The 18,234-nt window shown below is 70.8% G+C and carries 14 protein-coding genes and 3 pseudogenes; 13 read left to right on the top strand and 4 right to left on the bottom strand.

Annotated features, from left to right (window positions below):
* Positions 1–6 precede the first annotated feature (6 nt).
* The 3 genes and pseudogenes from ACFWRT_RS06090 (at position 7) to ACFWRT_RS06080 (ending at position 3,047) form a co-directional block, all read left to right on the top strand.
* Complete coding sequence (locus ACFWRT_RS06090) at positions 7–1,173, top strand: acyl-CoA dehydrogenase family protein (protein WP_380951404.1); 1,167 nt, start codon at positions 7–9, stop codon at positions 1,171–1,173.
* Positions 1,174–1,317: 144 nt separating this feature from the next.
* Positions 1,318–1,520 (top strand): annotated as a pseudogene (locus ACFWRT_RS06085) (YdcF family protein); the annotation flags it as partial.
* Between the two features lie 117 nt (positions 1,521–1,637).
* On the top strand, positions 1,638–3,047 hold the full coding sequence (locus ACFWRT_RS06080) for an eCIS core domain-containing protein (RefSeq protein WP_380951403.1): 1,410 nt from the start codon (positions 1,638–1,640) through the stop codon (positions 3,045–3,047).
* A 510-nt stretch (positions 3,048–3,557) separates the two neighbouring features.
* On the opposite strand, the pseudogene ACFWRT_RS06075 reads toward ACFWRT_RS06080, so the two are convergent.
* The 3 genes and pseudogenes from ACFWRT_RS06075 to ACFWRT_RS06065 form a co-directional block, all read right to left on the bottom strand.
* Positions 3,558–3,776, bottom strand: a pseudogene (locus ACFWRT_RS06075) (fibronectin type III domain-containing protein); the annotation flags it as partial.
* 55 nt (positions 3,777–3,831) lie between these two features.
* The gene (locus tag ACFWRT_RS06070) at positions 3,832–4,383 is read right to left on the bottom strand and encodes a DUF1707 SHOCT-like domain-containing protein (RefSeq protein ID WP_380951402.1); all 552 of its coding nucleotides are present in this window, start codon (positions 4,381–4,383) and stop codon (positions 3,832–3,834) included.
* Positions 4,384–4,483: 100 nt separating this feature from the next.
* Positions 4,484–4,927 carry a winged helix-turn-helix transcriptional regulator gene (locus ACFWRT_RS06065; protein WP_380951401.1) on the bottom strand — a complete coding sequence of 148 codons (444 nt, stop codon included), beginning with the start codon at positions 4,925–4,927 and terminating at the stop codon, positions 4,484–4,486.
* Positions 4,928–5,118: 191 nt separating this feature from the next.
* On the opposite strand from ACFWRT_RS06065, the gene ACFWRT_RS06060 reads away from it, so the two are divergent.
* The 8 genes from ACFWRT_RS06060 to ACFWRT_RS06025 all read left to right on the top strand — a co-directional run bounded on the left by ACFWRT_RS06060 (position 5,119) and on the right by ACFWRT_RS06025 (position 15,243).
* Entirely contained in the window at positions 5,119–6,561 is a 1,443-nt protein-coding gene (locus tag ACFWRT_RS06060) for an MFS transporter (protein WP_380951400.1), read from the top strand.
* Entirely contained in the window at positions 6,558–7,199 is a 642-nt protein-coding gene (locus tag ACFWRT_RS06055) for a GNAT family N-acetyltransferase (RefSeq protein WP_380951399.1), read from the top strand. The genes ACFWRT_RS06060 and ACFWRT_RS06055 overlap by 4 nt, the downstream gene beginning before the upstream one ends.
* Before the next feature lie 158 nt (positions 7,200–7,357).
* Entirely contained in the window at positions 7,358–8,779 is a 1,422-nt protein-coding gene (locus tag ACFWRT_RS06050; RefSeq protein ID WP_380951398.1) for a VCBS repeat-containing protein, read from the top strand.
* 356 nt (positions 8,780–9,135) lie between these two features.
* Complete coding sequence (locus ACFWRT_RS06045) at positions 9,136–10,023, top strand: siderophore-interacting protein (RefSeq protein WP_380951397.1); 888 nt, start codon at positions 9,136–9,138, stop codon at positions 10,021–10,023.
* A gap of 169 nt (positions 10,024–10,192) precedes the next feature.
* Positions 10,193–11,641 carry a pyridoxal phosphate-dependent decarboxylase family protein gene (locus tag ACFWRT_RS06040; RefSeq protein WP_380951396.1) on the top strand — a complete coding sequence of 483 codons (1,449 nt, stop codon included), beginning with the start codon at positions 10,193–10,195 and terminating at the stop codon, positions 11,639–11,641.
* The gene (locus ACFWRT_RS06035) at positions 11,625–12,902 is read left to right on the top strand and encodes a lysine N(6)-hydroxylase/L-ornithine N(5)-oxygenase family protein (protein WP_380951395.1); all 1,278 of its coding nucleotides are present in this window, start codon (positions 11,625–11,627) and stop codon (positions 12,900–12,902) included. The genes ACFWRT_RS06040 and ACFWRT_RS06035 overlap by 17 nt, the downstream gene beginning before the upstream one ends.
* Positions 12,899–13,468 carry a GNAT family N-acetyltransferase gene (locus ACFWRT_RS06030; protein ID WP_380951394.1) on the top strand — a complete coding sequence of 190 codons (570 nt, stop codon included), beginning with the start codon at positions 12,899–12,901 and terminating at the stop codon, positions 13,466–13,468. Before ACFWRT_RS06035 ends, ACFWRT_RS06030 begins: the two co-directional genes overlap by 4 nt.
* On the top strand, positions 13,465–15,243 hold the full coding sequence (locus tag ACFWRT_RS06025; RefSeq protein WP_380951393.1) for an IucA/IucC family protein: 1,779 nt from the start codon (positions 13,465–13,467) through the stop codon (positions 15,241–15,243). Before ACFWRT_RS06030 ends, ACFWRT_RS06025 begins: the two co-directional genes overlap by 4 nt.
* A gap of 66 nt (positions 15,244–15,309) precedes the next feature.
* Here ACFWRT_RS06025 and ACFWRT_RS06020 read toward each other — a convergent pair.
* Positions 15,310–16,665, bottom strand: a pseudogene (locus ACFWRT_RS06020) (family 20 glycosylhydrolase); the annotation flags it as partial.
* Between the two features lie 183 nt (positions 16,666–16,848).
* Here ACFWRT_RS06020 and ACFWRT_RS06015 point away from each other — a divergent pair.
* Positions 16,849–17,739, top strand: coding sequence for a DUF4429 domain-containing protein (locus tag ACFWRT_RS06015; protein WP_380951392.1), 891 nt, complete (start codon positions 16,849–16,851; stop codon positions 17,737–17,739).
* A gap of 141 nt (positions 17,740–17,880) precedes the next feature.
* Entirely contained in the window at positions 17,881–18,156 is a 276-nt protein-coding gene (locus ACFWRT_RS06010) for a hypothetical protein (RefSeq protein ID WP_003968990.1), read from the top strand.
* The last annotated feature ends 78 nt before the right edge of the window (positions 18,157–18,234 follow it).

The following is an 18,234-nucleotide window of genomic DNA, read 5'->3' as shown; positions in this document are numbered from 1 at the left end:
TCACCCATGTCCCTGGATCACCGGCTGACCGCCGAGCACGAGGAACTGCGGCGCACGGTCGAGGCGTTCGCGCACGACGTGGTCGCGCCGAAGATCGGCGACTTCTACGAGCGCCATGAATTCCCGTACGAGATCGTGCGCGAGATGGGCCGGATGGGCCTGTTCGGCCTGCCGTTCCCGGAGGAGTACGGCGGCATGGGCGGCGACTACCTCGCGCTCGGGATCGCCCTGGAGGAGCTGGCCCGGGTCGACTCCTCGGTGGCGATCACCCTGGAGGCCGGGGTCTCCCTGGGCGCGATGCCGCTCCACCTCTTCGGCACGGAGGAGCAGAAGCGCCAGTGGCTGCCGAAGCTCTGCGCGGGCGAGGCGCTGGGCGCGTTCGGCCTGACCGAGCCGGACGGCGGCTCGGACGCGGGCGGCACGCGGACGACGGCGGTGCTGGACGAGGCGAGTGACGAGTGGGTGATCAACGGCTCGAAGTGCTTCATCACCAACTCGGGAACGGACATCACGGAGTTGGTCACGGTGACGGCGGTGACCGGCCGCAAGGAGGACGGCCGCCCGCTGATCTCCGCGATCATCGTCCCCTCCGGCACCCCCGGCTTCACGGTCGCGGCCCCCTACTCCAAGGTCGGCTGGAACGCCTCGGACACCCGCGAGCTGTCCTTCACGGACGTCCGCGTCCCGGCGGCGAACCTCCTGGGCGAACAGGGCCGGGGCTACGCCCAGTTCCTCCGCATCCTGGACGAGGGCCGCATCGCGATCTCGGCCCTGGCCACGGGCCTGGCGCAGGGCTGCGTGGACGAGTCGGTGAAGTACGCCGCCGAGCGCCACGCCTTCGGCAGGCCGATCGGCGCCAACCAGGCGATCCAGTTCAAGATCGCCGACATGGAGATGCGCGCCCACATGGCCCGCGTGGGCTGGCGCGACGCGGCCTCCCGCCTGGTGGCGGGCGAACCCTTCAAGAAGGAGGCGGCCATCGCGAAGCTGTACTCCTCGACGGTCGCGGTGGACAACGCCCGGGACGCGACGCAGATCCACGGCGGGTACGGCTTCATGAACGAGTACCCGGTGGCGCGGATGTGGCGCGACTCGAAGATCCTGGAGATCGGCGAGGGGACGAGCGAGGTCCAGCGGATGCTGATCGCCCGTGAGTTGGGGCTGCCGGGCTGAGCCCCACGGTGATCTGACCACCGCCCCGGTTGCCGTGGATGTGCTCACTGCGCCCGGGGCGGAGGCTTCAGCCGATGATCAAAGGTTCCGGTGGACGTACGACTTCGCGGTGCCGGACTCGGCACGGAGCAAGGGCAAGCCGTCATGATCACTCCCCAGTCCTGGTCGGACGCCCGGCAGGTGTGGGACCACCACCTGATGCACCACACCCCCGCCCCTGCTCCGTCATCGTCGGGCTCGGCAGCCACGATCCGGGGGTGGCCGACGTAGCGGCGGGGTTCTACCTGCGCGGACCGGCGCCCGCCATCGTGTTCACCGGCGCGACCAGCCCCACCACCCGCGAGCGGAGCAAGACTGCCCGGCCAGGCGGCCGGTGCTGCCCTTTCGGTACTTCCATGGGCGCGCTCCGGTGAGGTAGGCAGGAGAGAAGCCTTGATCAACCGCACAGAACAGAAAGGCCCTTGATGCGCGCTCAGGACTCGGACAGGACTGCCGGGCCGGCAAAGGCCCGCCGTACGGGAGCAGGCTCCGCCGCGCCGCAGGGAAGCGTGCCCGGGGCCCCGCTCGCGGCGCTGCAGCGCGCCCTCGGCAACGCCGCCGTCAGCCGGCTGATCGGGGAGGCCCGGCACCAGCACGGCGCGGACTGCGGGCACCAGCAGGACACCGCTCCCGTGCAGCGCTCCACCGTCCACGACGTGCTGCGGGGCTCGGGGCAGCCCATGGCAGGGCCGTTGCGGCAGGAGATGGAGGCGCGCCTCGGCGCGGACTTCTCCGATGTACGCCTGCACACCGGCGCGACCGCCCGGCGCTCGGCCGGTGAGATCGGCGCCCGCGCCTACACCTCGGGCAGCAACATCGTCGTCGGCGACGGCGGCGCCGACAAGCACACCCTGGCCCACGAGCTCACCCACGTCATCCAGCAGCGCCAGGGACCGGTGGCCGGGACCGCCACGGGCGACGGGCTGCGCGTCAGCGATCCTTCCGACCGGTTCGAGCGGGAGGCGGAGGCGACGGCGAACCGCGTGATGTCCGCGCCCGCCCCGTCCGCCGCGCGGGCCGCGGAACCGGCCCCCGGTCAGCAGTCGGCGGCGGCCGGGGACGGCGCGGTCCAGCGCGCTCTGGTGACGGAGGACATCGACCGGTGGAGGGAGCGGCTGGGACTGGCGGGCGCACCCATGGTGGTCGAGGTGCCCGCGGGCATGTCCGCGGCGACTCCGTTCTCCGAGTATCCGGCGGAGTGCCGCGTGAACCTCACTCCCGAGGCCCTGACCTTGAACGTGAATACGGTGACCGGCATGGACGGCACCGACGCCGGACAGATCGTCTCCTCGGCCGGCGGGGGCGCCTACATGGAAGAGCACCGGATCCTTCTGGTCAACCACGAGGTGACGGGTGACTACACGAAGAATCAGACGATCATGCACGAGCTCGGCCACCAGAAGCAGCAGGAGGGAGGCATCGACATCAACCAGCAGAGGAACAGCAAGGCACTGGTCGAGTACCACAACATCATCATCAACGAGAACGTCCTGACCCACGCGGAGGACGACCAGGCGAAGCCCCGCTTCTTCTATTCGGGGCGAGGCGACTCCTCCCCCTCCACGGAGACGAGGGAAGCCATGAAAGAGGCCGGCTGGGTCCCCGCCGCAAACAACTGGAACCTCATGCAGCAGCATGTCGATGCCGTGGGGAACGCCAACGAGAAGAGGCTGCTGCAGGAGATCACGGCAGCCCTGGACAGTGAGGAGACCGCTGCCCGCTACGCCGAGAAGACAGGGAACAAGTTCTCCAAGAGCTACAAGGACGCGATCAAGGCCAACCTCGCGGGGCTCTACTTCACCGGGAAGTTCGCGCCGACTCCGGCGACGACCTGACACACCCCTGGCGGGGGCCTCCCGGCTGCCGGCAGCCGGGAGGCCCTGGTCCTCTAGCGGCGCCCCGGCACCGCCACCCCGTCCTCCGTCACGTACTTCACGCCCGCGTCGCGCGGGGAGAGCTCGTAGTACTTCGGGCACGCCATCGCGACCGCGTACACCGGGCCAGCGGGCCTGGAGGTCCGGCCAGAGCTTCTGCGAGTCCGGGCAACCGGTCGAGCAGGGCGGCAGGTCGGGCGGGGTCATCAGCTCACGGGCGTCGTGCGTGCTCGCGTTGAGGGTGATGAAGCGCACGTTCTGGTAGTCCGTGTAGTACGCCGTCTCCGCCAGGGACTTCGCCATGTGCGTTTCGTACGCCGCCCGTTGGCGTTCCGCCGGAGTGTCGTCCTTCGCGGGGGCGGGCGTCGGTCCGTTCACCGGGTACGCGAACGTCGACTTCCACGTCTTCAGGAACAGGTCCGCGTTGTACTCGTGGTTGCCCGGTGCCGCGATCACGTTCGTCGTCCCCGGCTTCAGGCCCTCCAGCACCGCCGAGTGCGTGCGCGTCGGGACGCCGCTGCTCAGCAACTCCTCGTTCGTCGTCGCCTTCGCCTTCTTCCAGGCCGAGTTGGAGCCCTCCGGGCGGAACTGCGCCTCGCCCTGCGTCGTGCCGCTGCCGGTCCGCCATGTCACCGCCTGGGAGGTGGAGGGCGTGGCGGTCGGCGTGAGGACGATGCGCTCCGGGGTCACCCCCGGCGCCTCCAGGTCCGGGTTCGTCGTCAGCGCCACGTCGAAGATGTGCGCCTCAGCGCCAGGCGTGGCGGACCCTCAGCCGCCCGTACCCCATCGCTCCCGAGATCCGGATGACCGGCCCGCCGGGGCGGGAGGGCTGCCGGGGCCGGTAGCGCAGGTCCTTCCACCCGGTCTGCAGGCCGTCCAGGTCCACGGTCGCGTCCCGGGGCACGATGATCGTCGCCCTGCCGGTACCGAGGCGCAGTTCGATGTCGACGGCGGGGTAATCCAAGAGGGCCCGGGACAGATCCAGGCGGACCCGCCCGAAGGCTGACTCGACCGTGAGGAACCGGGGCACCCGCCACGCTCCGCGCCGCCGGATCCGTCCGCCGGCCGCGGCGATCGTCGCCGTGGTCTCCGGCTTTCCGGGCTTCTCCGGAGGGAGCGCGTCCAGGACGGACGCGAGCTCGCCGTGCCGGGTGGCGGAGAGGACCTGGCCGAGGCGCTCGTCCATCTCCGCGTGCGTGATCGCCTCCTCGGCGTACGCCTCCCGCAGGCGCCGTACGGCACTCTCGCGGGCCTCCTCATCCACCAACGGCCCGGCGTTTCCCTGAGGAGTGGTCACCCCGTCACTCTAGCGGCGGGCCTTCCTGGAGGACATGCCTTCCTGGAGGACGTGGCGGAGGCGCACGCCTCCGGCGGCCGACCCGAACTCCCCTGCCCCCTCAGGCGACAGGCGCCTCCGCCTCCTGGCGGCTGTCGTACTCCGCGCGCGCCCTGGCGATCTCCTGCTGGTGCCCCTCGGTCCAGTCGACCAGGGAGCGGATCGTCGTGTGCAGGGTCGCGCCCATCGGCGTGAGCTCGTACTCCACGCGCGGCGGGACGACCGGATAGACCGTGCGCCGCACCAGACCGTCGCGTTCGAGCTGGCGCAGCGTCACCGTCAGCATGCGCTGGCTGATGCCGTCGATCAGCCGGCGCAGCTCGGAGAAGCGCAGCGTCCGGCGCTCCAGGTGCGCTATGGCGAGCAGCGACCACTTGTCCGCGACGCGGTCGAGGATCTGCCGCACCTCGCAGCCCTCGCGGACATCCCAGTTGCTGATGTCGAAGTCCTGCTCAACCCCGGTATGGCCGCAGTTACTCGGTGACTTCAAAGTGCCTTCTTCCATGGTTCCCCAGCGTGCCGCATGCTTCGAATGGTTACAAGAGAGAACCGACCAGCACTTCGGTAACTCCCCTCCTTCCCTCCCAAGAACCGCTGTTGCGGCGGTTCGTCATGCCCGCTTCCGTATCCCTTCCCCTCTCCAGGAGATGTCCCGTGTCCCCATCACCACCCCTTTCGAGCAGCGGCACCGTCCGTATGACCGGGCGCGCGTGGGGCGTGCTGCTCGTGCTCTGCGGCGCGATCTTCCTCGAAGGCATCGACGTGGCCATGCTGAACGTGGCCATGCCCGCCATCCGCGCCGACCTGGGGCTCTCCACCGGCACCCTCCAGTGGGTGATGAGCGCGTACGTCCTCGGCTACGGCGGCTTCATGCTGCTGGGCGGCCGGGCGGCCGACCTGTTCGGGCGCCGGCGGATGTTCATCGGCTGGCTCGTGGTCTTCCTGCTCTTCTCCGGTCTCGGCGGGCTGGCCACCGAAGGGTGGATGCTGATCCTCGCCCGGTTCGTGACGGGTGTCTCCGCCGCCTTCATGACCCCGGCCGGCCTGTCGATCATCACCACCGGCTTCCCGGAGGGGCCGCAGCGCAACAAGGCCCTGCTCGTCTACTCCGGCACCGCGGCGGGCGGCTTCTCCGTCGGCCTGGTCGTCGGCGGCCTGCTCTCCGCGATCGACTGGCGCTGGGTGTTCTTCGCCCCGGTCATCCTCTCCTCGCTCATCCTCGTCGCCGCGCTGCGGCTCGTCCCGAAGTCGCCGCGCCCGGACCGCACCGGGCGGGGTATCGACCTGGCCGGAGCGGTCACCGTCACCGGAGGCATCCTGCTCCTGGTCTTCGGCGTCGAGCGGGTCACGCACGCCTCGGCCGCCTGGACGACCGGCACGATCGGCGCCGCGCTCCTGCTCTTCCTCGCCTTCGTCCTCATCGAACGCCGCTCGGCCTCACCGCTGGTGCGCCTGGGCCTCTTCCGCAGCGGGTCGCTGGTCCGCGCCAATGTGTCGGGGCTGCTCTTCGCCGCGGGCTTCTTCGGGTTCCAGTTCATCGCCGTGCTCTATCTCCAGGAGCTGCGGGGCTGGTCGTCCCTCCAGACGAGCTTCGCCCTGATCGTCATCGGTGTGGACGCGATCCTGTCCCCGCTCCTCACCCCGAGGCTGGTGGCCCGGTTCGGCAACGCGCGCGTCATCTTCGGCGGGCTGCTCCTCGCCTCCCTGGCGTACGCGCTGTTCCTGCCGCTCACCGCGGACTGGACCTACCTCGCGATGCTCCCGAGCCTGGTCCTGCTGGGTGTGTCCTTCTCGCTGGCGTACGGTCCGCTGACGATCACGGCCACCGACGGCATCGCGGAGGAGGAGCAGGGCGTCGCGGGCGGGCTGCTCTACACCTCCTTCCAGTTCGGTGCCGCGCTCGGCCTGTCCTCGGTGTCCGCCGTCAACATCGGGGCGACGGACGGCACTTCGGCGGCGGCTCTCCTCGACGGCTACCGGGCGGCGCTCGTCGTCCCGCTCGCCGCCGCCCTGATCGCCACCGCCGTCAGCGCCTTCGGACTGCGGCGACGGTCCGGCTCCCCGTCCGATGGCACCTCCGCCGTCACCGCGGAATCCGTTCGACAAGCCGACCAGCCGTCCGGCAAAGTCCCTGCATGAGCCACCGATACTGGCCCCTCCACGGCCTCCGGATCCGTACACCCCGCCTCGAACTGCGCCTGCCCGACGAGGCGCTCCTCGACGAGCTGGCCGCGGTCGGCTCCGGCGGGGTGCACGCCCCGGACCGGATGCCGTTCACCGTGCCGTGGACCGACGGCGAGCCCGACGAGGTCGCCCGGGCCACCTACCAGCACGTGCTGAGCACGATCGCCGGGTGGACGGCCCAGGACTGGCACCTCTCCCTGGTCGTCCTCCACGAGGGCGAGGTCGTGGGGCGGCAGGACGTGATGGGCCGGAAGTTCGGCGTGCGGCGGGAAGTGGTGACCGGGTCGTGGCTCGGCCTCCCCCATCAGGGGCGGGGCATCGGCACGGAGATGCGGGCCGCCGCCCTCCACCTGGCCTTCGAGGGGCTCGGCGCCCGGTACGCCGTCTCCGAGGCCAGGACGGACAACGCCGGTTCGCTCGGCGTCTCGCGGCGCCTCGGGTACGAGCCCGACGGCGTCCAGGTCCAGGTGATCCGCGGGGAGGCCGTGACCTTGCAGCGGCTGCGGCTGGAGCGGGCCGGGTGGGAGAAGCACCGGAGCGTGGACGTCACCGTGGAGGGACTCGACGCCTGCCGGGCCGACTTCGGGGTGTAGGACCTGTCATACCTACGCGCCGGGGGCGAAGCGCCGCACGGACGGAGTTCCGACCTCCGTACAACCCTTCGCCCCCGGCGCACGTCTTGGGTGTGTCGTCGGCAGCCCCGTCCCCTTCTTCCGGGACGCGGCCCTGAACCGCAGGAGCTCCAGCCTTCATGAACCACCTCCCCCGCGCCTCCCGTGCGCGGCGCCTCCGTCTCCGTACGACGTCGATCGCCGTGGGCGTCGCGCTCGCCGCCGGCCCGGTGCCGCTCCTCACCGCCGCGCCGGCCTCGGCCGCCGCTGCCAAGCACTACGACGACTTCAACGGGGACGGGTACCGGGACCTGGCCGTCCCGTACGCGTACAGCGCCATGCGGGACGGATCGGTCTCCTTCTCCGGCGGTGCCGTGCTCGTCACCTACGGCGGTCCGAAGGGGCTGACCGCAAAGAAGCAGCTCATCCACCAGGGCTCGCCGGGGATCCCCGGTGGCGGTGAGGAGAACGACCAGTTCGGCGCCGCGCTGGCCAGTGCCGACCTGAACCGGGACGGCTACGCGGACCTCGTCGTCGGCAACCCGACCGAGGAGGCGGGGCGGACCCGCGTCGGCTCGGTCACCCTCGTGTGGGGCTCGGCCAAGGGGCTCAAGGGCGGAACGGCGCTGCCCCGCAAGGCCACCAACGGCTACGGAACCTTCGGCGCCGACCTCGCCACCGGGGACTTCAACGGGGACGGCCGCCCCGACATCGCGACGGTCAACGGCGGAGACGTCCATCTCTACCGGGGCGGCTTCACCAAGTCCGGCGGCCTGGGCAAGGTCAGCAGGTACGACCGGGAGGGCCAGGGCTGGTCCAGCGACACCATCGCCGCCGGCAAGGTCAACGGCGACGGGAAGGCGGACCTGATCGTCACGGGCGTGCGCGGCATCGGCAGCACGTTCCGCACCGAGGCCTGGTTCCTGAAGGGCACGGCCGGCGGCCTGGTCTCCGGTCCGGCCAAGGTGGTCGACGGCAAGAAGCAGCACGAGCGGCTGGACGCGGCCATCGGCGACTTCGACCGGGACGGTTACGGGGACATCGTCGTCGGCAACCCGTACGCGAGCGGCAGCCGGGGCGCGGTCACCGTCTGGTACGGCTCCTCCGCCGGGCCGGGCAAGCGGACCGTCACGCTCAGCCAGGCGACGGCCGGCGTGCCGGGCGCCTCGGAGGCGGGGGACGAGTTCGGCGTGTCGCTGTCGGCGGGGGACGCCGATGGCGACGGGTACGCGGACCTCGCGGTCGGTGTGCCGTTCGAGAAGGTCGGGACCAAGGCACACGCGGGCGGCGCCTATCTGTTCCGCGGCGGCAAGGGCGGGCTCAAGGGGTCGCGCTCGGCCGGGCTCGGCAAGTCGCTTCCAGGGGTGGCCGGGGCCACGGCGGCCCAGGACTCCTTCGGCTACGACCTGCGGCTGCGCGACCTCGACCGCGACGGGCGCGCCGACCTGGCGATCTCGGTGCCGGGCGAGTCCGCCGTACGCATCCTGCCGGGGGCGAAGGGCGGGGTGACGGGGGCCGGTTCGTCGGTCCTGCGGGAGGTCGGGGCCGACCTGCCGGAGTAGCGGCGGGGGCAGGCCCGTTGGGCTGCCAAAGTGGCGGCGGGGCAGACCGCCGGAGTGGCGGCGAGTGGGACAGGGGCGGGTGCCGTGCGGTCGGGCGCCCGTCCCTGGCGCGTCGCCGGGGGTGACAGGCCGGGCCCCTTCCCGACCGCGACATGCCGGGCCCGGCAAACACGGGCCAGGCCCGACTCCCGGGCCGCCACATGCCGGGGCCCATTCCCCGCCAGGGCCGACACCCCCCCGAACCCGCCCGACACCGTGACCGCCCAGCAAGGTTAGGCTAACCTTCCTTCGGACCGCCCTCGCCGGAGCCGGGCCCGTCCGTCCACCGCTCCTGGCCCGTCCCGGAGGAGCCCTCGTTGACGACGACTGCCGCCGTTCCCCAAGTAGCCCCGTTCCGGTTCTTCGACCTCACCGTCCTGCGGGTCAGGCGCCTCGGCCCCTCCATGCTCCGGATCACGCTCGGCGGTCCCGGGGCGGAAGGGTTCCGGGCCGGGGGGCGCGACCAGAGCCTGTCGATCTTCCTGCCGCACCCGGGGCAGAGCGAGGCCGTGGTGCCGGAGGGGGAGGACGGGGCCTGGTACGCGAAGTGGCGGGCGCTGCCCGAGGACGTACGGGCGGTGATGCGGTCGTACACCGTGCGGGCCCAGCGCGTGAAGGCCGACGGCTCCACCGAGGTGGACATCGACTTCGCGCTCCACGGTGACGGCGGACCGGCCTCCCGCTGGGCGCTCATGGCCACGGCGGGCGACCCGCTCAAGGTGCTGGGGCCGGCGGTCCGGGACAACACCTCCGTGCGTTTCCGGCCACCGGAGGACACCGACTGGGTGCTCATCTGGGCGGATGAGACCGCCCTGCCCGCCGCCTCCGCCGCCCTGGAGTGGCTGCCCGCCGGGATGCCCACGCGGGCCTGGCTGGAGGTGCCGAAGACCGAGGACCGGCAGGCCCTCAACACCGCCGCCAAGGCCCGGATCAGCTGGCTCGTCCGGAGCGAGGGCGCCGTGCCCGCCGTGGAGGCCGTGCGCGCCGCCGAGCTGCCGGAGGGCACCCCGTACGTCTGGATCGCGGGCGAGTCGTCCGAGGTGCGGGCGCTCCGCCGCCACCTGGTCCAGGAGCGCGGCTTCGACCGCAAGCGGGTCACCTTCGTCGGGTACTGGCGGCGCGGGCTCAGCGAGGAGCAGTTGCGGGCGGAGACGATCGCGCGAGCCGAAGCCGGGGCCGGAGCCACGGCCGGAGCCCTGAAGTAGTCAAACCAGAACCAAAGCGGACAACTCCCGCACCCATCAGGGGCAAGGGATGACCGGTGATCGAGTTAGGTTAGGCTAACCTCACTTCGACATCGCGCCCCTCGTCCCCCCTTTTCTCTCCTGCCCGGAGGGACGCGATGAAGTTCCCCTCACCCGGGAGGACCCCTTCATGCGTTCGCACCTGCTCAACCACACCACTGCGGAGCAGTACCGACGTACCGTCACCGCAGGAGTGGAACGGGTCGCGGCCAAACTCGCCGCCACCGAGCGCCCCTTCAGCGGGGTCGGTGTCGACGAGCTCTCCCCCGTCGTCGACGCGATCGACCTCGACCGGCCGCTGGGCGACGCCACCGCCGCCCTCGACGAGCTCGGCGAGGTCTACCTCCGCGACGCCGTCTACTTCCACCACCCCCGCTACCTGGGCCACCTCAACTGCCCGGTCGTCATCCCCGCCGTCCTCGGCGAGGCCGTGCTCTCCGCGATCAACTCCTCCCTGGACACCTGGGACCAGAGCGCGGGCGGCACCCTCATCGAGCGCCGGCTGATCGACTGGACCACCGAGCGGATCGGCCTCGGACCGGCCGCCGACGGCATCTTCACCAGCGGCGGCACGCAGTCCAACCTCCAGGCCCTGCTGCTGGCCCGCGAGGAGGCGAAGATCCGGCCCGAGCACTACACCCGGCTGCGGATCTTCACCTCCGAGTGCAGCCACTTCAGCGTGCAGAAGTCCGCCAAACTCCTCGGCCTCGGCCCGGACGCGGTCGTCTCCGTCCCGGTCGACAGCAACAAGCGCATGCAGACCGTGGCCCTCGCCCGTGCCCTGGAGAGCTGCGTCGCCGAAGGCGCCGTGCCGATGGCCGTCGTCGCGACCTCCGGCACCACGGACTTCGGCTCCATCGACCCGCTGCCCGAGATCGCCGCCCTGTGCGAGCAGTTCGCCACCTGGATGCATGTGGACGCCGCCTACGGCTGCGGCCTGCTGGCCTCCCGCGAGCGGCGCGGTCTCCTCGAGGGCATCGAGCACGCCGACTCGGTGACCGTCGACTACCACAAGTCCTTCTTCCAGCCGGTGAGTTCTTCGGCGATCCTGGTCCGCGACCGGGCGACCCTGCGCCACGCCACGTACCACGCGGAGTATCTGAACCCGCGCCGGATGGCGGAGGAGCGGATACCCAACCAGGTCGACAAGTCCCTCCAGACGACCCGCCGGTTCGACGCGCTCAAGCTGTGGATGACGCTGCGCGTCATGGGCGCCGACGGCATCGGCGAGCTGTTCGACGAGGTCTGCGACCTGGCCGCCGAGGGGTGGAAGCTGCTCGCCGCCGACCCGCGCTTCGACGTCGTGGTCCAGCCGCAGCTCTCCACGCTCGTCTTCCGCCACATCCCGTCCGGTGTCACCTCTCCGGAAGAGATCGACCGCGCCAACCTCCATGCGCGCAAGGCCCTGTTCGCCTCCGGCGAGGCGATCGTCGCGGGCACCAAGGTCGGCGACCGCCAGTACCTGAAGTTCACCCTCCTCAACCCCGAAACGACCGTGGCCGACATCGCCGCGGTCCTCGACCTGATCGCCGGCCACGCCGAGCAGTACCTGGGAGACTCCCTTGTCCGCGCTTCCTGACCCCCACGACTTCATCGGGATCGGGCTCGGCCCGTTCAATCTCGGCCTTGCCTGCCTGACCGAGCCGATCGACGAACTGAACGGTGTCTTCCTGGAGTCCAAGCCGGACTTCGAGTGGCACTCCGGGATGTTCCTCGAAGGGGCCCATCTCCAGACGCCGTTCATGTCGGACCTGGTCACCATGGCCGACCCGACCTCGCCGTACTCGTTCCTCAACTACCTCAAAGAGCGCGGGCGGCTCTACTCGTTCTACATCCGGGAGAACTTCTACCCGCTGCGGACCGAGTACAACGACTACTGCCGCTGGGCCGCCGCCAAACTGAGCAGCATCCGGTTCGACGAGACCGTGGAGGCGGTGACGTACGACGAGGGCGAGGCGCTCTACACCGTCACCACCGCTGCCGGGACCGTCCTGCGCTCCCGCCACCTCGTCCTCGGCACCGGGACCCCGCCGTACATCCCCGAGGCGTGCCACGGTCTCGGCGGGGACTTCCTGCACAACTCCCGTTATCTGGAGGGGAAAGCCGAGCTCCAGAAGAAGAAGTCGATCACCCTGGTCGGCAGCGGGCAGAGCGCGGCGGAGATCTACTACGACCTGCTCTCCGAGATCGACACCTACGGCTACCGGCTCAACTGGGTGACGCGCTCCCCGCGGTTCTTCCCGCTGGAGTACACCAAGCTCACGCTGGAGATGACCTCCCCGGAGTACATCGACTACTTCCACGCGCTGCCCGAGGAGACCCGCTACCGGCTGGAGACCGGGCAGAAGGGGCTGTTCAAGGGCATCGACGGGGAGCTGATCGACGCGATCTTCGACCTGCTCTACCAGAAGAACCTGCCCGGCCCGGCCCCGACCCGGCTGCTCACCAACTCGGCCCTGCTCAGCGCGCGTTACGACGAGGAGGGCGGCGCGTACAGCCTGGGGCTGCGCCAGGAGGAGCAGGGCAAGGAGTACGAGCTCACCACCGAGGGGCTCATCCTCGCCACCGGCTACCGCTACGAGGCGCCCGCCTTCCTGGCGCCGGTCACCGGCCGGCTGCGCCACGACAGCCGGGGCCGCTTCGACGTGGCCCGCAACTACAGCATCGACACCACCGGGCGCGGGATCTTCCTGCAGAACGCCGGGGTGCACACCCACTCGATCACCTCGCCCGACCTGGGCATGGGTGCCTACCGCAACGCGTACATCATCGGCGAACTGCTCGGCCGTGAGTACTACCCGGTCGAGAAGTCCATCGCCTTCCAGGAGTTCGCCATATGAACCACCCGTACAGCAACCCTCCCGGCAAACTCGGCACACTCACCGTCCGCCCGCTCGACCCGGCCTCGGACGCCGAGCTGGTGCACGGCTGGGTGACCCACCCCAAAGCCGCCTTCTGGCTGATGGGCGAGGCGGAACTCCCGGACGTGGAGCGGGAGTACCGGGCGATCGCCGCTCACCCGCACCACGACGCGTTCATCGGCCTGCACGACGGCGAGCCCGCGTTCCTGATCGAGCGGTACGACCCCACCGAGGTCGAGCTGAAGGGGCTGTACGAGGCGGAGCCCGGCGATGTCGGGATGCACTTCCTGGTCGCGCCGACCGACACCCCGGTGCACGGCTTCACCCGGGCCGTGATCACCGCCGTGATGGAGTTCCTCTTCGCCGACCCGTCGGTACGCCGGGTCGTCGTCGAACCCGATGTGACCAACAGCGCCGTCCAGGCCCTCAACAAGGCCGTCGGCTTCGAGGTCCTGCGGGAGATCGCCAAACCGGAGAAGGACGCACTGCTCAGCGCCTGCACCCGCGAGCAGTTCGAAGCAGCAACCGGAGGAACCGACCGATGACGACCGCCCTCACCGACAGCGTCGCCCACCTCTCCCCCGGCCGCTGGGCCACCGCAAACCGACTGCTGGTCCGCAAAGCACTGGCGGAATTCAGCCACGAACGGCTGCTGACCCCCGTTCCGCTCGGCGAGGACCGCTACACCCTCCGTAGCGACGACGCGGGGACGGAGTACCGTTTCACCGCACGCCTCTTCGCCCTGGACCACTGGCAGGTCGAGGCCGAGTCGATCATCCGGCACCGGCACGGGGCCGAAGTTCCGCTCGACGCGCTGGAGTTCTTCATCGAGCTGCGGGTGGCGCTCGGGCTGACCGAGGAGATCCTGCCGGTCTACCTGGAAGAGGTCTCCTCCACCCTGGCCGGAACCGCCTACAAACTCACCAAGGAACCGGCCACCTCCGGCCAGCTCGTCGCCGCCGGTTTCCAGGCCATCGAGACCGGGATGACCGAGGGCCACCCCTGCTTCGTGGCCAACAACGGCCGGCTCGGCTTCGGGGTGGACGAGTACCGCGCGTACGCCCCCGAGGCCGCCTCCCCGATCCGGCTGGTCTGGCTCGCCGCCCGCCGCGACCGGGCCACCTTCACCGCGGGCGCCGGTCTCGACTACGACTCACTCGTCGCGGCCGAGCTGAGCGAGGCGACCCGGGAGCGGTTCGCCGCCACCCTGCGCTCGCTCGGCCTGGACCCGGAGGCGTACTTCCTGCTGCCCGTCCACCCCTGGCAGTGGTGGAACAAGCTCGCCGTCACCTTCGCCGGTGAGCTGGCCGAACGCCATCTGGTCGTGCTCGGGGAGGGCGAGGACGCCTACCTGGCCCAGCAGTCGATCCGTACGTTCTTCAACACCGACCACCCCGAGAAGCACTACGTCAAAACGGCCCTGTCCGTCCTCAACATGGGCTTCATGCGCGGCCTCTCCGCCGCCTACATGGAGGCCACGCCCGCCATCAACGACTGGCTGGCCGGGCTCATCGAGCGCGACAGCCTGCTGACCGCCGCCCGGTTCTCGATCATCCGGGAGCGGGCCGCGATCGGCTACCACCACCGGGGCTACGAGGCGGCCACCACCAAGGGCTCCCCCTACCTGAAGATGCTGGCCGCCCTCTGGCGCGAGAGCCCCGTCGCCGGTCTGGCACCGGGCGAGCGGGTCGCCACCATGGCTTCCCTGGTCCACACCGACCACGAGGGCCGCTCGGTGGCCTCGGCGCTCATCGAGGAGTCCGGGCTCGACCCGCAGGTGTGGCTGCGGCACTACCTGGACGCCTACCTGGTGCCGGTGCTGCACAGCTTCTACGCCTACGACCTGGTCTACATGCCGCACGGCGAGAACGTGATCCTGGTCGTCGAGGACGGGGTCGTCACCCGGACGATCTTCAAGGACATCGCCGAGGAGATCGCGGTCATGGACCCGGACGCGGTGCTGCCGCCGAAGGTCGACCGGATCCGGGCCGAGGTCCCCGAGGACATGAAGCTGCTGTCGGTCTTCACCGACGTCTTCGACTGCTACTTCCGCTTCCTGGCCGCGGGCCTGGCCACCGAAGGGGTCCTGGACGAGGACACCTTCTGGCGGACGGTCGCGGAGTGCGTACGCGCCTACCAGAAGTCGGTGCCGTATCTCGCGGAGAAGTTCGCGCAGTACGACCTGTTCGAGCCGGAGTTCGCGCTCTCCTGCCTCAACCGCCTCCAGTTGCGCAACAACCAGCAGATGGTCGACCTCAACGACCCCGCTGGCGCGCTCCAGTTGGTCGGCCGCCTGAGGAACCCGATCGCGAAGTTCTGAGTTCTGAGCGGTCCGCATGAACCGGTGAGCGCCCGGGGACGGTCCCCCGGGCGCTCACCTCTTCCCTCACCGACCCCAGTCCACCTGCGGGGAGCGGTAGAAGTCGATGCCCAGCGCGGTCAGCCGCGGCCCCTGGGCGGCGAGGCGCACCCTGTACGTCTCCCAGTCCCGGGCCGCCGCGGGTGACCAGCCGATCTCGGCGGCGCCCAGCAGCCTGGGGAAGGCCATCGCCTCGATCTCCGTGCTGTCCGTCAGCGTCTCGGTCCAGATCGGCGCCTCGACCCCGAGGACGGCCTCCTGCGGGGCGCCTTCCAGGTAGGTCGCCGGGTCCCAGTCGTACGAGCGCTCCACCTCGACCAGTCCGGCCCAACTCAGCCCGAGCGGGGTCTCCTTGGTGTACTTCATGTCGAGGTACACCCGGTCGGCCGGCGAGAGCACCAGCTTGGTTCCGCCCTTGGCCGCGTCGGCCACCTGCTTGCGCTCGGCGGCGCCCGTGCGGTCGTAGCCCCAGTACTGCGCCACCGCCCCCTTCACCGGCACCGCGCCGGTCAGTTGGTGCCAGCCCATCACCGTCTTGCCGTACTTCCCGACGACCGCCTGGGCCTTCGCCATGAACGTCACGTAGTCCTCATGGCTGGTGGCGTGCGCCTCGTCGCCCCCGATGTGGAGGTACTTCCCCGGGATGAGCGCCGCCACCTCGCGCAGCACGTCGTCCACGAAGTCGTACGTCACCGGCTCGGGCACACAGAGCGAGCTGAAGCCGACCGTGGTGCCGGTGTAGAGCGGCGGGGCGACCCCGTCGCAGTTCAGCTCGGCGTAGGAGGCGAGGGCGGCGTTGGTGTGGCCGGGCAGGTGGATCTCCGGGACGACCTCCAGATAGCGGGAGGCGGCGTACCGGACGATCTCGCGGTACCGCGCCTTCGTGTAGTACCCGCCGGGCCCGCCGCCGACCTCGGTGGAGCCGCCGTACGTGGCGAGCCGGGGCCAGGAGTCGATGGCGATCCGCCAGCCCTGGTCGTCGGAGAGGTGGAGGTGCAGCTTGTCGACCTTGTAGAGGGCGGGCTGGTCGATGCAGCGCTTGACCTCGGCGACGGAGAAGAAGTGGCGCGAGACGTCCAGCATCGCGCCCCGGTAGCCGTAGCGCGGGGCGTCCGTGATGGTGCCCCCCGCGACCTTCCAGGGCCCCTTCTGCCGACTGTCGGCCTCGATCCGGTCCGGGAGGAGCTGGCGCAGGGTCTGGACGCCGTGGAAGAGCCCGGCCGGGGCGCGGGCGGTGATGGTGAGCGCGCCGGGCGTGGAGCGCAGCCGGTACCCCTCCTCGCCCAGGCTCCGGTCCCGGTCCCGGTCCCGGTCGCCCAGCTCCAGCCGGATGCCGCCGGGGCCGGGCCGGTCGGTGACCGGGAGTGCGTAGCCGGTGGCGGGGCCTTCGGGGTCGTACGCCGGGCCTTCCCGATCGGACGTCGCTGTCGCACAAGCCTGTCCCTTCGACGGGTCCTACCTGTGGATCTCGGGGCAACCGAACGCGCCGACCATGCGTATCGCGGAGCGGTGCACGGGTCAAGGACCAGGCCACCTCCCCGATGCCCGGCTGGCAGAATCGCGGGCATGGCAGAAATCATCCAGCGCGACGGAACGTGGACGTTCGACGGGGAGACGGTACGCATCGTGCCGGGGGGCAGGGCGCATCCGGTCCGGCTGGCGCTGGGTGAACTCGCCGTCCCTGTCGAGGCTTTGGCGGGTATCTCGTTCGAGCCGGACCGCAAGGGCGGCCGGCTGCGGCTCCGGCTGCGCGGGGGCGCCTGCCCGGTGCTGCGGGCCGCAGACGGGCGCCTGAAGGACGGCGCGGACCCGTACGCGCTGGCCGTGGAGAGGGACCGCACGGGCGTGGCGGAGTACTTCGTCGACGAGGTCCGCAACGCGCTGCTGATCGAGCAGGTCCCCGAAGGGCCGGTGGACCGCTTCCTGCTGCCGGGGCCCGCACTGCCGGTCTCCGGCGGGGGCAGCGACGGTACGGCGTCCTTCGACGGCGAGACGGTCCGGCTCACCTGGAACTGGAAGGCCGAGGAGTCCAAGACCGCGGGCGGTCCGGTGTCCTTCCCGCTGTCGCGGATCGCGGGGGTGCGCTGGCTCCCCTCGATGGGCCTGGAGAACGGTTCGCTGCGGTTCGAGCCGGTCGAGGGGCCGGTCTCGGCCCCTCCGAAGTACGACACGTACTCCCTGGAGCTGTGGGGGATGTCCAAGAAGGAGTACACGGCGGTCCTGGTCGCGGCGGCGGTGCTGGCCCGGCTTCCGCAGGCCCGTACGGCCGTGGACGCGCCCGCCGGGCCCCCGGCACTCACCAAGGCGCCCGGGCCCGCGCCCGCCGCCGTACCGCCCGCAGACGATCACGACGTGCTGCTGCGGCGGCTGCGGGAGCTGGGCGAGCTGCACCGGGCCGGGGTCCTCACGGATGAGGAGTTCAGCACGGCGAAGCAGGCGATCCTGAGCCGGATGTGAGCCGGAAGTGAGCCGGAAGTGAGCCATGCGCGAGCCGCACGTGCGCCGCATGTGACCGATTCGAGCATCCTCCCAGCCCCCTCCTGCCCGATATCGGGCAGATTTCTTGCGTAAGAGCGTCCCGGCACGCAATATCGACGGGTGCTTGAACGCCGCTCGTCGCACGACGACCTCATCGACCACCTCGTCCGCTCCACCGCGCTCCAGCGCGGTGAGGCGGCCCGGGTGATCCTCGACGTGCTGGCGTACTTCGACGAGAGCACCGACGACTTCGTCCGCCGCCGCCACCGCGAACTGCAGTCCGGCGGCCTGGTCAACACGGAGATCTTCGAGCGGATCGCGGCCGAGCTGCCGCACCGCGCCGTGGCGCCGCCGGAGCTCTCGCTCCGCCAGTTGCGCCGCATCGTCTACGGCTGATCACGCTGCGGCGGATCACCGGGCGCCCGTGCGGGGCGCCGAGCGCATGCATGTACGTGTACGTCGAGGAGGGGCAGA

Source organism: Streptomyces cyaneofuscatus (assembly GCF_042718795.1).
Taxonomy (GTDB): Bacteria; Actinomycetota; Actinomycetes; order Streptomycetales; family Streptomycetaceae; genus Streptomyces; species Streptomyces cyaneofuscatus_A.
The sequence above is the reverse complement of the archived record's forward strand: the minus strand, read 5'-3'. Positions and strand labels throughout refer to the sequence as shown.